Below are 14,380 nucleotides of genomic sequence, written 5' to 3'. Positions count from 1 at the left end.
TCAAACGTATGGGGGAGTTGTCTAAATGAAAAAATATAATGTAGCAATTTTAGGTGCAACGGGGGCTGTTGGACAAGAATTTTTAAAACTTATTGAAGAACGGAATTTTCCGTTTAATGAATTAAAGCTTTTAGCTTCTGAGCGCTCTGCCGGAAAAGTTATCAATTTTATGGGTAAGGACTACATAGTTGAAGAAGCAAAACCCGATTCATTCAAGGACGTGCAAATTGCCTTGTTTGCTGGTGGTTCGACTAGCAAAACATTAGCGCCTGAAGCAGTCAAGCGTGGCGCTGTTGTTATCGATAACTCTAGTGCATTCCGGATGGATCCGGAAGTACCTCTGGTAGTACCTGAGGTTAATCCTGAGGCTATCAAGCAGCATAAAGGAATTATTGCTAACCCGAACTGCTCGACAATTATTATGGTTATGGCACTCAAGCCTATCTATAATGCTGTTAAAATAAAGCGGATTGTTGTTTCAACTTATCAGGCTGTTTCGGGCGCTGGCAAAGAAGCAATTGATGAATTATCAAATCAGGTTACAGCAATTATGGAGAAACGTCCGGTTGAGGCGAACATACTGCCAAGTGCGAGCTTACCTAAGCACTACCAGATCGCCTTTAATCTGTTACCCCAGATTGACGTGTTCGTCGATGATGATTACACCAAAGAAGAAATGAAAATGGTACATGAAACTCATAAGATTTTGAATGACTACAATATTGGGATAACTGCAACGACAGTACGGGTACCGGTATATCGCAGTCATTCCGAATCAATAAATATAGAACTCAATGGCCCAATGTCTCCTGAAGAAGCAAAGCAGTTATTGGCTAGATTTCCTGGCGTTATCGTCCAAGATAATCCGGCAGAAATGGTATATCCTATGCCATTATATACTTCTGACCGTAACGAAGTATATGTCGGTCGGATTCGCGCAGACAAAACTGTGCCTCACGGGTTAAATATGTGGGTAGTAGGCGATCAAATTCGGAAAGGTGCGGCACTTAACGCTGTGCAGATTGCCGAGTACATGGTTGAGCATAATTTAATTTGAGGTGTAAAAAAATGCGAATAATTGTCCAGAAGTTCGGGGGTACGTCAGTAGCGTCGCCTGAAGTGAGGGAACTGGTATTGCACAAGGTTGAGCGAGCGCGAGAGCAAGGGTTTAGCCCGGTGGTTGTAGTATCAGCAATGGGACGCCAGGGCGCTCCTTACGCGACTGACACCTTGATTGGCATTGCGCGAGCAGCCTATAAAGATATTGCTGCCCGTGAGCTTGATCAGATTATGTACTGCGGTGAGATGATTTCCGCAGTGGTCATGGCAGGAACACTGCAGGCCGCTGGTATGGATGCTGTTATGCTAACAGGAGGGAACGCGGGTATTATTACTGATGCGAGCTTTAATAACGCCCGGATTTTAAAAAGTGATCCTACACGTATAATTAGTCTCTTAAAGCAGGGAAAAGTACCTGTTATATGCGGTTTCCAGGGGATGACAAGTGACGGTGAATTTACCACACTGGGGCGGGGGGGCAGTGATACTACTGCTTCAGCTTTGGGGGCATCGCTAGATGCTGAGATGGTAGAAATATATACTGATGTTGACGGAATCATGACGGCTGACCCCAGAATTGTTGACAATGCTAAGATCCTTGATTGTATAAGCTACGGTGAGGTATGTCAATTGGCTCATCAAGGCGCTAAAGTCATTCATCCCCGGGCTGTGGAAATTGCTATGCAAAAGAATATTCCGCTTGTAGTAAAATCAACTTTCTCTGATGCACCTGGTACACTAATTACTAATATTGCAAGAGAGGATACTGGCGGTGCAGCGGTAATAGATAGGGTAGCTACAGGTGTAACTTATTTGACAAATATTGTTCAGATAAAAGTTCAGCTTGATGAAACTATGGCAAGTGACGCAAGTTTCAAAGTATTTAAAACGCTCGCGGACAGTGATATCAGTGTTGATCTGATTAACGTTCATCCGGGACAAATAATGTTTACAATTAGTGCGGACCACGCTGAAAAGGCAGCAGTTAAACTCAAACGGCAAGGATATGAAATTGAAATCTTAGAAAACTGTGCTAAAGTATCAGTTGTTGGCGGTGGAATGCGCGAAGTTCCTGGCGTGATGGCAAGTTTTATTGAAGCATTGTCACGCAACAAGATAGCTATCCTTCAGACGGTAGACTCTCATACTTCCATCTCGGTGCTTGTGCCGCAAAGCGATGTTGGAGCAGCAGTTAAATCACTCCATGAGAAGTTTGGTTTATCAAATTAATAAGGGGAGAGTTTAATGAGGAATTTCGGGCGTATTTTAACTGCAATGGTAACCCCGTTTAACGATGATTGTAGTGTTAACTATAGTGAAGCTGCTAAATTGGCTCAATACCTCGTAAACAACGGCTCAGATGGTATTGTTGTTACTGGCAGCACTGGCGAAGCGGCAACACTGACTAAGAATGAGAAGGTTAAACTCTATGCAACCGTGTTGGAAGCTGTAGGCGATAGAGCTACTATAATTGCAGGTACAGGTTCAAATGATACCAGAGACTCTATTGAATTGACTAAAGAAGCTGAGAAAATCGGAGTGCACGGTGCAATGGTAGTTGCTCCTTATTATAATAAGCCGCCCCAGGAAGGATTTTACCAGCATTTCAAGGCCATTGCCGATTCCACAACTCTACCGCTCATCGTGTATAATGTTCCAGGGCGTACGGCTTCGAATATCTTGCCGGCCACAGTTGCTCGGTTGGCCGAAATTAAAAATATTGTAGCTATTAAAGAAGCAAGCGGCAGTCTAGATCAAATTTCCGAGATTATCCGTATTACCCCTAATGACTTTTTGGTGTATAGCGGTGATGACGGACTAACATTGCCGATATTAGCTGTGGGCGGAAACGGGGTTATTAGTGTAGCCGCTCACATTGTAGGGAACCGTATGCAGGAGATGGTGGCTGCCTTTTATGCCGGGGATATGGCTAAAGCTCAGGCGCTGCATTTAGAACTCCTGCCCTTCTTCAAAGTTATTTTTATTACAACAAACCCAATACCTATCAAAGATGCAGTTAACCTTATCGGTATAAAAGCCGGTCCAGTGAGGTTGCCGTTAGTACCGCCTACTGCCGTTGAAACCGAGCAACTTAAAAAGGTGATGCAATCTTTAGGGGCGTTATAAATTATTAAAAACCGATAGCGAAAGCTATCGGTTTTTTGTATGTAGAGACTGGATTTGCATATAATATTGCAGAGCGAGTAGACCACTTGTTGTCAGAGGAAACTAAATAGGTTATAATTATTCACAAGTGGACAGGACGGCCGGTTTTTTATTTATGTGTTTTAATGAACGGGCGGTTACAACTTGATTTTGGTTAAATTTATTAATTATTTTGGAGGTGTATGTTTTTTTGGCACGACAACCAAGCAAAGTACAAATTATTCCTCTGGGCGGGATGGGGGAAATCGGTAAAAATATGACGGTAATCCGTTATGGTGATGAGATAATTGTAGTTGACTCAGGTTTAATGTTTCCTGAAGACGATATGCTGGGCATTGATCTGGTCATTCCCGATATCACCTATCTATTGGACAACCGTGATTTAGTGAAAGCTATTGTCCTGACACATGGGCATGAAGACCATATTGGCGCTTTGCCGTATGTATTAAAACAACTTAACGTGCCTGTATATGGAACTCGCTTGACGCTTGGAATTTTAGAAGGGCGTTTGAAAGAAAACAATGTTTCTGCCAGCAATTTACATGCTGTTAAATCAGGTGACCAAATTCAGATCGGTAACTTTACAATTGGCTTTATTCGGGTAAGTCACAGCATTGCTGACTCAGTAGCATTATCAATTAAAACACCTGTGGGTGTGATTGTCCATACTGGAGACTTTAAACTTGATCAAACTCCGGTTGATGGTAAAGTCACAGATTTCCATCGATTTGCTGAGTTAGGCGATCAAGGGGTGCTTGTACTTTTAGCTGATAGTACTAACGCTGAGCGACCTGGCTACACTCAGAGTGAGAAATCGGTCGGCATAACTTTTGATGACACCTTTCGCAATGCGCGGGAGCGAATTATTATCGCTTCATTCTCATCTAACATTCATCGTATTCAGCAGGCTATTGATACCGCATGTAAATACCGGCGCAGAGTAGCTATCCTAGGGCGCAGTATGGTCAATGTCGTCAATATTGCCTTAGAGCTTGGCTACTTGAACGTACCGGAAGGCGTGATCATCGATATTGATGAAATTAATAACTATCCATCATCAGGAATAGTTATCTTAACAACTGGTAGTCAGGGTGAGCCCATGTCAGCTTTAACCCGGATGGCTATGTCGGATCATAAAAAAGTTGAAATTATCCCTGGCGATACCGTAATTATTTCAGCTACGCCAATACCCGGTAACGAAAAGCTGGTATCGCGTACTATTGACTTTCTTTTCCGGCAAGGAGCAGAAGTTGTTTACGAGTCAACATCAGGAATCCACGTTTCTGGGCATGCTAGTCAGGAAGAGCTTAAGCTTATGCACAATCTTATGCGTCCTAAGTTTTTTATACCTGTACATGGGGAATACAGGCATTTGATTAAGCATTCTAAATTGGCTCAGTCGTTAGGTATGGCTAAGGAAAACATTTTTGTTGCCGAAAACGGCCAAGTACTGGAATTTACCTCTGAAAAGGGAGCGGTAACTGGAAAGGTGACATCAGGAAATGTTTTGGTTGACGGTCTTGGAGTCGGAGATGTAGGCAATATCGTGCTTCGGGACCGTCGCCAACTTTCTCAAGATGGAATACTAATTGTTGTTGTAACCATGGATAAACAACGTGGTCAAGTAGCCGCCGGTCCGGATATTGTATCCCGCGGCTTTGTATATGTGCGTGAGTCTGAGCAATTGATGGAAGATGCCAGGGAACGGGTTAAGCAGGCATTGGAAAAGTGTGAGCTTAATGGTGTTACTGAGTGGGCCGCAATTAAGTCCAATGTTCGTGATACTTTGGGTAAATATTTATATGAACGTACACGCCGGCGTCCAATGATATTGCCAATAATCATGGAAGTGTGACTCAAAAGTCTTGAGCCTACCAGCTTTCAAGCTAGGTATGCCAAGGCTTTTCGTCTATTTGGCCAAAAGACGCCCCATTGGGCGTCTTTTTTTCACTGCCTCAGTTCCGGCAAATGTCGAGCGCGGTTGTTGCCTGTTTACTCTCCACTGAGCATCGAATATAGGAGGGTAATAATGATTAATACTACAAGACAGATACCTTCAGGTAACAAAATACAGTCCGGGACAAAGGGGTCTCTTGTAAAGGAGTCGATTGGGTACCTATCTGATAACCATTCGAACCCCATAGCCATCCCTCCACTATTTATTTATCTAGTATAGACTATTCCAAACTTTAGGACATTGTTACTATTGCGGTGTGTGGGATGTCGTTAGGGGTATGGGAGTGTTTTTTTAGAAATAATTCTTTGGCAGCCGTGAGCAAGTCAATAGTATAAGAGAAAGAAGTATGAAACTAGTTGTGGTCTACTAGTTATCGGTTTTTAAGATAGAAAAAGAGAAAGGGCGGCTAGTCTGCCGCCTCATCTTTAAAAAACTGTTCAAATGCTTCTCTGTGTTTGTGTTCATTGGTCATAGCTTCAGTAACAATGGATTTGTTGATATGTTCGCGGGACAACCCATTGTCGCCAGCGCTCATAGCATATTCACTCATGAACGATTCCATTTCAGTTTTTTTACGCATTAAATCACCTCCCTAAAATTAGTTTTCCCGAATTAGTGTATTAAATGAAGTTAACGACTCTTATGCAATTTTTATCAAAAATGGAAATTGCCTCAGAACAGCGGAGAGATCGGTTTGAAAGTGCGACATAAATGGAGGTGCGACATAACAGGGTAGCCAACTTAAAAACAGCCTAAGTTGGCTACCTCCATAATAAATCTAAGTAAGCGAGCGCAAGAACGGGAAGTCGCGTGACTATGGTATTGAGATAAACTGAGAGTCTAAATAAAAAACCAGATTAGGAGCGCGGCAAGAAACAGCACCCAAAAGTGAGATAGAAGAAATAGTATGATAGCTCCGATAATTAACCATAGTATCAAAACAACCCCTCCCATAATTATTTATTACATATTATGTTTGGTAGAGATAAATGTGCCTACGTTGCATTGGAACTATGCTATCAACTACAAGTCTCAGTTTTGAGATACTACAGTGAAGTCACTATGGGCTCAGTAGTAGCGTGGTGGTGGGAGTTGAACATAGAGGCCGCTTTCGGTTGAGGCGGAGATTTATTTAAGAATAAATCTGATCTATCATTTATTAGTTGTGGACGCTTAACAATTCTAAATATTATTACGATGTAACAGTATAAAGATTTATTAAAGAGGTGTGTTTGTTGGAACGAAAATCGACTTCAATTCAGCCGGTTGAACGACTGGGGAGAATCTCGCCTGTTCTTCCGATTCGTTTCTTTAAACCGCTTCCAGACCAAAGCGAGCTGCGAAAACGAAACCAGGCTGAAGAATCGGCAATTAAATAAGAACAATGTGGACCAATTGAATCGTAAAGATGGATTAATAGATGTTAAAGTTTAGAGCCTTCGGGCTATTCTTTTAGATTAAAATCAGGTGAAAGGAAAGGCAATAATAATACCGTTACGTTTATCTAGCGTGACGGTTATTTTTACAAGTGCTTTTTCATGCCTGAATTAACGGCAGGTCCTGGGTATACCTGTTGCAAAGCCGGTGTATTAAAGCTTTTTATTATAATGAGAAGTTATCATTGAATGAAATCCCCGCTAGCGCCAATACTATATATGATAAATAAAGATAGCTCATTAGCTGGAGGGATACTCAAATGATAGTTAATGATAATCCGGTAATTGCTCCTCCGGGTACTAATCCTGAAGAGCCACAAATAGCCCCGGCCCCGGCAGAGGCACCGAAGAGAAGCAGGCAAGCAAAAAAATCTGGGACGACTGAAAACATTCAAGAATTAGGCTCAACCGAAGTACCGACAGCTAAAACTAATATTCACGTAATGACTATAATTGGACAGATCGAAGGCCATATGGTTCTTCCGCCAAATTCTAAAACTACCAAATATGAGCATATTATGCCGCAATTGGTAGCGATAGAGCAGAGTCCTGAGATAGAGGGGCTTATGCTATTATTGAATACGGTTGGTGGCGATGTGGAAGCCGGTTTGGCTATTGCGGAAATGATTGCGAGCATGTCAAAGCCTTCTGTATCAATCGTTTTAGGTGGTGGACATAGTATCGGCGTTCCCGTTGCTGTATCGGCTACATATTCTTTCATCGTCGAAAGTGCTACCATGACTATTCACCCTATTCGTCTAACCGGCCTTGTAATTGGTGCACCCAGTTCATTTGACTATCTTGAGAAGATGCAAGATCGTGTCAATAATTTTGTCACTTCGCATTCCAGTATATCTGAGAAGAAGTGGAAAGAGTTGCTATTTAAAACTGGAGAGTTATCACGAGATATTGGTACTTCTGTGGTCGGTAAAGACGCAGTTCGCTATGGTCTCATTGACGAAATTGGTGGCGTTGCCCAAGCCATGGCTAAGTTGCAGGAAATGATTCATGCTAAGAAAGAGACTAAGGGGCTGAAACAGTAATGATACTGTGGACTGTAATGCCAATGGAAGCCGTCTTTCCACAAGCGTACAACCCAACCTATGATGAAATCGAATATGCAGGTACTAAAATGTTGGTTGAGAAAACCTCCGTTGATGAGTATCGGGTTGTTCGAATATTGTCAACTAACCCACAGGATTATCTACGACAAGATATTCAGCCTGGTACGGTTTTTAGAAATGACTACTTTCACTAGATATCGTTGAAAAACGCTCTCTTAAAGGGAGCGTTTTTCTTTCGTAAAATAAAGGGTTTTTTCTCCATTATGTAGAATACAATACTGTTAGAGGTGGTATGTTTTGCCTAAATGGTTAACCCATTTAACTCCCGAATTGAGACACGAACTATTTGGTATAACAATGGTGACCGGGGGGCTGTTAGCGTTAATCAGCTTACTTGGTTTAAACGTTGGACCGCTTGGTTTGTTTGTTGCCAAAATGCTCAAGTACACTTTTGGAATAGGCGCGGTGGTTGTTCCGTTAGTACTTCTAATCGTTGGCTTGAAGTATATTATGGTAAAAAGTTCAGTTGCATACTCCGTGAAATTTTGGGGGTTATTACTCTTATATTTTATGGCTTTAGCAATTTATCATCATATTAAAATTCCCGTCGGCCATGAGATAATGCCTGAAAGTTTGGTGTCAGGCGGAGGTTTTGCCGGTGGTATGATGCTTTTTTCATTGCGTAAACTATTGGGCGTGCATGGCTCGATCATTGTTCTGTCAGCTTTGATGCTTTGCTCGCTGCTAATGGCAACAACGTGGTCTTTGGCTGAGACATTAGTAAGTGCCAAAGATAAAGCTGTAGAAAGTTTGGTTTCCGCTAGAGAAGCTATTGCGGCATCAACAGAAACAATGTTTCAGGAATCTGATGAAACCAAGCGACAACCGATGTTTTATGACCATCAGCGCGATGGTAAACAAGAGTTCGTTGCCGTGCATGTCCCAGAAAATGAGACAGTTTCTTCCAAAGCAGATTTTACTTCAGTAGCCGAGCTATCTGAACCAGCTCCGCTTGCGATGGTTAGACCTGCAACTACCGATATTAATCCCGCATATGGTTTGCCGCCAGTATCTCTATTAAAGAAACCGAATCGTCCGCGGCTGACCAAGGTGCCAAAAGAAGTCGCTGACAACGCTCGTATTTTAGAACAAACCTTAGATAGTTTTGGTGTGAGTGCTAAAGTCATAAATACATGTCAAGGACCGACTGTTACCCGTTATGAACTCGAACCGGCTCCTGGCGTAAAAGTAAGTAAAATAGTGAATTTATCAGATGATTTGGCACTTAAGCTTGCATCCTCGGGAGTTCGTATTGAAGCGCCTATTCCCGGTAAAGCTGCCATTGGTATTGAAGTTCCTAATAAAGAATTATCTGGTGTTGCTTTGCGAGAAGTGTTGGAGGCTGACGAATTCCAGCGTTCTTCCTCTGGTCTGACAGTTGCTTTAGGCAAGGATATTGCTGGGCAGCCTATTGTTACTGATTTAGCTAAAATGCCTCATTTGCTGGTTGCTGGCGCTACCGGCTCAGGCAAAAGTGTTTGTATTAATACTCTAATAACAAGTGTGCTGTTTAAAGCCCGACCTGACGAAGTTAAATTGGTGCTGATTGATCCTAAAATGGTGGAATTGTCGAATTATAATGGTATACCGCATTTGTTAACACCTGTCGTGACTGATGCTAAAAAGGCAGCATCTGCTTTAAACTGGGCAGTACAAGAAATGGAACGCCGATATGAAGTTTTTGCAACAGCTGGGGTGCGTGATATTTCGCGCTATAATGAACTTCATCCTGAAAGTCGGTTGCCACTAGTCCTCATCATTATCGACGAGCTTGCTGACTTAATGATGGTAGCTCCTGTTGACGTTGAAGATGCCATTTGTCGCCTGGCCCAAAAAGCAAGGGCTGCTGGATTGCATCTTGTGCTCGCTACGCAGCGTCCTTCTGTTGATGTTATTACTGGAACTATAAAAGCTAATGTACCATCGCGAATTTCTTTTGCCGTTTCGTCACAGGTGGATTCGCGAACTATCTTGGATATGGCTGGAGCTGAGAAACTCTTAGGAAAGGGAGATATGCTTTTTTATCCTGTTGGAGCTTCAAAACCGCTCCGGGTACAAGGGGCTTTTATTGGTGATACTGAAGTTGAAGATTTAGTAAATTACATTAAAGAGCAGGCTGAACCTGAATATACTGATGGTATAACTAATGTAGAAACTGGGAGTGCAGGTAAAGAAGAATCAACACATTTTGAGGATGATCTTTTGGAAGAAGCTGTGCGCATGGTGCTTGAAACAGGACAAGCTTCTGTGTCTATGTTGCAGCGTAAATTTCGCATTGGGTATACGCGGGCAGCTAGGCTGATTGATACTATGGAAGAAATGAAAATTGTTGGACCCAATATAGGCAGTAAAGCCCGGGAGATTATTATGAATTCGGAACAAGTTTATGCAAGATATTTTAAAAAATAAGTTTTTTGCAATGCTTACAGCATTTTGTGGCAGGGTAGAATAGTAGTGGTGATAATATTGAATAACGTTATTAGAGTAGAAGAAGCAGTAACACTTGATAGACCAACTTTTATAGATGTGCGCTCACCTGAGGAATATTCCGTGGGACACATCCCCGGTGCAGTGAATATTCCTTTATTTAATAACGATGAGCGGGCTCACGTTGGAGCAACTTATAAACAAATAGGCGTTGAAGAGGCCAAACATCTAGGCTTGGCTATTGTTTCGACAAAGTTGCCCGACATCGTTGGACAAGTTCGTCAGCTCCATAAATCAGGACAAAAGGTCGTGATGTACTGCTGGCGAGGAGGAATGCGTTCTAAGTCAATCGTAAATGTGCTTGAGATGATGGGAGTTTCAACTTCGCAGCTTTTGGGCGGCTATAAGGCTTATCGTCAATATGTTTTAGACAGGTTGAGAACTTTTGAGATTAAGCCTTTAATAGTAGTTCTTTGTGGTTCAACCGGGACAGGGAAAACCATAATCTTAAATCGGTTGGCAAAGCGAAATATTCCTGTAATTGATCTAGAAAAATTGGCTAATCATCGTGGTTCAGTTTTTGGCCAAATAGGTTTGGGTAGGCCGGCAACAGCCCAAAATTTTGATGCTGAGCTGCTAAAGGAACTTGAAGTTTTCAACGACCAACCCTATATAGTCGTTGAGTGTGAAAGCAAACGTATTGGTAACGTCTATTTACCAGACTCTTTGTTTAACGCGATGAGGCAAGGTAAAAAAATGCTGTTGTCTACTGATGTTGAAATAAGAATAGATAGGCTAATTGAGGAATATCTGGATATATATAGTAACAATCAGGAGGCAATAATTGCAAGTATTGAATCGTTACGTAAACGTATTGGTAATAAAAAAGCCGACCATTTATTGGAAAGGTTTAAATCCGGTAATATACGGGATGTTGTCAAAGTATTGCTTATGGATTACTATGACCCGATGTATGGTTATGAAAAGACAGACCCTTCTGATTATGATACGTGTGTGAAGGCTGATGACGTGGAGCAAGCTACAGATGATATAATCCAATACTTACAAGAGTTGGGGAGGTAGTTGTTTTGCAAACAGTAGGGGAAATCTTACGCGCTGAACGTGTAAAAAGAGGCCTGACGATAAAAGACATTGAAAGCGCTATAAGCATAAGAGCGCTTTATCTTGACGCTATTGAGGAAGGTAACTATAGCATTATCCCCGGTGAAGTATACTTGAAGGGTTTTATTCGTAATTATGCTACTTTCTTAGGCCTTGATCCGCAGCAAGTAATGGAGGTATATCGTCAAAATAAAGGCCAAGTCACTGAAAATGTTCCAAATGTAAATCAGGAAGAAACGATACCGGTACCTCCTTCATCAAGCGGAGGAGGATTAACAAAATGGCTGACAATAGCGGTTGTGGCGGCCGGTGTGGTGGCTGGATTAGTCTGGTGGTCATCTGGAAGCGAAAAAACTGCTCCTGCTCCTGCTTCTCCTCCACCGGCTGCTCAGCAACAGCCAGAACAAGCAACTCAACAGCAGGCTGCTCAGTCAACTTCGCCGATTCAGTCTGTGTCACCGGTAAAACCAGCTACCAAAGTTATTGTAACTGCTAAGTATAATGCGCAGTGCTGGACACAGATAATTGCAGATGGCAAAGAGATATATGAAGGTACTCCTAAAAATGGCGAATCGTTTACATGGGAAGCAACAAATAAACTTACCGCTAAATTTGGTAATGCCAGTGCTGTTGACTTGGTATATAACGGCAGTGTTGTGGGGAAAATTGGGGGTAGTGGTGAAGTAGTTACTAAAACGTTCACTTTGAGCGGCATTACACAATAGAAGTGAGGTAAATACATCAATATGACTGATTTTTTGCCAATGACCAGAGAGGATATGGCTAAACGTGGCTGGGATCAATTGGATTTTTTGTTTATCAGCGGAGATGCGTATGTTGATCATCCCAGTTTTGGTCCGGCTATTATCTCACGGTTATTGGAGAAATATGGATATAAGGTTGGGATAATCGCCCAGCCAGATTGGCGTTCAACAAGTGATTTTAAAAGATTAGGAAAGCCCCGGATAGGGGTATTAGTTTCAGCCGGCAACCTTGATTCGATGCTGAATAAATATACCGCGGCAAAAAAATATCGCAGTACTGACAATTATTCGCCCGGGGGCCAGGCAGGACGCAGGCCTGAACGGGCGACAATTGTTTATTGCAATCGGATAAGAGAGCTATGGAAGACGATTCCCCTCATTATTGGTGGGATTGAAGCCAGCCTAAGGCGGTTTGCCCATTACGATTATTGGTCAGACAGCGTCCGCCGCTCCATCCTAGTTGATAGTCGGGCTGATCTGCTGATTTACGGTATGGGTGAAAAGCAGATAAAAGATTTATCTGCTCAGTTATCTGCCGGGATTAGTGTAGATAATATCCGGGACATCCCAGGAACCTGCTATCGCACCGAATCACTAGATCATCTTTGGGAATATACTGAAACACCAAGTTATCAAGATGTATCTAATAGTAAACAAGATTTTGCGGAGGCATTTAGAACCCAATATTTAGAACAAGATCCTATTCGGGGTAAAACTATAGTTCAGAATCATGGCGAACAGTATGTAGTACAAAATCCACCGGCCATGCCGCTTTCCACGCAGGAAATGGATGAGATATATGATCTACCGTATCAACGTACCTTTCATCCCTCTTATATACCAGCCGGTGGCATTCCAGCGATTCAGGAAGTGAAGTTCGGCATTGTCAGTCATCGTGGATGTTATGGTAGTTGTTCATTTTGTGCTTTGTATGCACATCAAGGAAGAATAATACAAAGCCGCAGTAAAGAATCAATATTACAGGAAGCCAATCAGATTACTAAGTTACCTGATTTTAAAGGTTATATACATGATGTAGGCGGTCCTACAGCTAATTTCCGTCAGCCAGCCTGCGAACACCAAGCAGATCGGGGGACATGCCGGGGCAAGCAATGTCTATTTCCTGCCGCTTGCAAAAGCTTAAATACCAACCATAATGAATATTTAGAATTACTTAGGGCAATTCGCCAAATTCCGGGCATTAAAAAAGTGTTTGTCCGGTCAGGATTACGCTATGACTATCTATTGGCTGCTAATGATAAGGAGTTTCTGCGGGAGCTATGTGAGCACCATGTCAGTGGTCAACTAAAGGTAGCACCTGAACATATTTCTCCTAAGGTTACTAAATTAATGGGCAAGGCAGGTAAAGAAACATACCTAAGATTTAAGAAAGCCTATGATCAAGCGAATAAAGACTTGGGAAAAGAGCAATACTTGGTACCATACTTTATGTCCAGTCATCCAGGCGCAGGGCTGAAAGAAGCGGTTGAACTTGCAGAATTTCTGCGCGATACCGGTTATAACCCCGAACAAGTGCAAGATTTTATTCCGACTCCAGGCAGTATGTCAACATGCATGTATTATACAGGGATAAATCCACTTACCGGGGAAAAAGTGTATGTTGCTAAAACTCCTCATGATAAGAGGCTCCAGCGGGCTTTATTGCAATATCGTGACCCTAAAAACTATGAGCTAGTTTATGAAGCACTGACAAGTGTAGGGCGCCAGGATTTAATCGGATATGAGCCAAAATGTCTAATTAGGCCTCCAAAAAACAAACAATATGGCGCTATTAAAGGGCAGGCTGGAAAGCCAGGCAAACAACGACCTCTAACAGCAACAAGAAACAAAACAGCAAAAAAGCAGACTAGAAAATCCTAGTCTGCTTTACTTATAAGGCCAAAAGCGCGTCGGCAATCGTCTGATAAAAGGTACATGCCAATCAAGGCATGAGGGACTATTGTTATGACACCCATTGTCATGTTGTAGCCAAACATGACAATGAAACCAATGACTACAAAAATCAAAGACAGAATCAGTTCAAACAAGCGGGCCCAGCGTTTGAGCTTTAACAAACCAACGGCAGGGACGGCATATAAGAGTAATGCGCCTAATGAATTAAAAGCCGCCGTTAGGTTTTTTTGCACTAACCCATCATAAACACCAAAAGCATATCCAATCGCGACAAGCAACAAAAAACCTATAATAAAAAGTAGGCGCAAAGTTAAATCAGGATGAAGAAAAGACCACCATGAGGGCCTTTCTGTCATAATAACAACTCCTTTCATGATATCTAATTCTACCATACTATCATGTTTTTTTGAA

General features: G+C 42.2%; 13 protein-coding genes. 11 read left to right on the top strand and 2 right to left on the bottom strand.

Annotated features, from left to right (window positions below; genetic code table 11):
* Window positions 1-25 precede the first annotated feature (25 nt).
* The 4 genes from VN447_RS08260 (at window position 26) to VN447_RS08245 (ending at window position 5,080) form a co-directional block, all read left to right on the top strand.
* A complete protein-coding gene (locus VN447_RS08260) occupies window positions 26-1,057 on the top strand; it encodes an aspartate-semialdehyde dehydrogenase (protein WP_325524607.1) in 1,032 nt (343 codons plus the stop codon).
* 11 nt (window positions 1,058-1,068) lie between these two features.
* On the top strand, window positions 1,069-2,289 hold the full coding sequence (gene dapG / locus VN447_RS08255; protein ID WP_325524606.1) for an aspartate kinase: 1,221 nt from the start codon (window positions 1,069-1,071) through the stop codon (window positions 2,287-2,289).
* A 15-nt stretch (window positions 2,290-2,304) separates the two neighbouring features.
* Complete coding sequence (gene dapA, locus VN447_RS08250; RefSeq protein WP_325524605.1) at window positions 2,305-3,186, top strand: 4-hydroxy-tetrahydrodipicolinate synthase; 882 nt, start codon at window positions 2,305-2,307, stop codon at window positions 3,184-3,186.
* A gap of 274 nt (window positions 3,187-3,460) precedes the next feature.
* On the top strand, window positions 3,461-5,080 hold the full coding sequence (locus tag VN447_RS08245; protein WP_414714897.1) for a ribonuclease J: 1,620 nt from the start codon (window positions 3,461-3,463) through the stop codon (window positions 5,078-5,080).
* Between the two features lie 508 nt (window positions 5,081-5,588).
* Here the strand turns inward: VN447_RS08245 and VN447_RS08240 are convergent.
* A complete protein-coding gene (locus VN447_RS08240; protein ID WP_325524601.1) occupies window positions 5,589-5,762 on the bottom strand; it encodes a hypothetical protein in 174 nt (57 codons plus the stop codon).
* 655 nt (window positions 5,763-6,417) lie between these two features.
* Here VN447_RS08240 and VN447_RS08235 point away from each other — a divergent pair.
* The 7 genes from VN447_RS08235 to VN447_RS08205 all read left to right on the top strand — a co-directional run bounded on the left by VN447_RS08235 (window position 6,418) and on the right by VN447_RS08205 (window position 13,936).
* Window positions 6,418-6,561 (top strand): hypothetical protein, encoded by a 144-nt coding sequence (locus VN447_RS08235; RefSeq protein ID WP_325524600.1) that lies wholly within the window; start codon window positions 6,418-6,420, stop codon window positions 6,559-6,561.
* 317 nt (window positions 6,562-6,878) lie between these two features.
* Window positions 6,879-7,661: a ClpP family protease gene (locus tag VN447_RS08230; protein WP_325524599.1), complete on the top strand. Its 783-nt coding sequence runs from the start codon at window positions 6,879-6,881 to the stop codon at window positions 7,659-7,661.
* Window positions 7,661-7,876 (top strand): YlzJ-like family protein, encoded by a 216-nt coding sequence (locus tag VN447_RS08225; RefSeq protein WP_325524597.1) that lies wholly within the window; start codon window positions 7,661-7,663, stop codon window positions 7,874-7,876. The genes VN447_RS08230 and VN447_RS08225 overlap by 1 nt, the downstream gene beginning before the upstream one ends.
* Window positions 7,877-8,039: 163 nt before the next feature.
* Complete coding sequence (locus tag VN447_RS08220; RefSeq protein WP_325524920.1) at window positions 8,040-10,151, top strand: FtsK/SpoIIIE family DNA translocase; 2,112 nt, start codon at window positions 8,040-8,042, stop codon at window positions 10,149-10,151.
* Between the two features lie 48 nt (window positions 10,152-10,199).
* Complete coding sequence (gene mnmH / locus VN447_RS08215) at window positions 10,200-11,252, top strand: tRNA 2-selenouridine(34) synthase MnmH (RefSeq protein WP_325524919.1); 1,053 nt, start codon at window positions 10,200-10,202, stop codon at window positions 11,250-11,252.
* 5 nt (window positions 11,253-11,257) lie between these two features.
* Window positions 11,258-12,016: a helix-turn-helix domain-containing protein gene (locus tag VN447_RS08210; RefSeq protein WP_325524596.1), complete on the top strand. Its 759-nt coding sequence runs from the start codon at window positions 11,258-11,260 to the stop codon at window positions 12,014-12,016.
* A gap of 21 nt (window positions 12,017-12,037) precedes the next feature.
* A complete protein-coding gene (locus tag VN447_RS08205; RefSeq protein WP_325524594.1) occupies window positions 12,038-13,936 on the top strand; it encodes a YgiQ family radical SAM protein in 1,899 nt (632 codons plus the stop codon).
* Here the strand turns inward: VN447_RS08205 and VN447_RS08200 are convergent.
* Window positions 13,933-14,325: a hypothetical protein gene (locus VN447_RS08200; RefSeq protein WP_325524593.1), complete on the bottom strand. Its 393-nt coding sequence runs from the start codon at window positions 14,323-14,325 to the stop codon at window positions 13,933-13,935. The two genes, VN447_RS08205 and VN447_RS08200, sit on opposite strands and share 4 nt — an antisense overlap.
* Window positions 14,326-14,380: the final 55 nt, after the last annotated feature.

Origin of the sequence: Sporomusa sp. (genome assembly GCF_035561155.1) — a bacterium.
Lineage (GTDB): Bacteria > Bacillota > Negativicutes > Sporomusales > Sporomusaceae > Sporomusa.
Note: the sequence above shows the minus strand (reverse complement) of the source record. Positions and strands in the feature narration are given on the sequence as shown.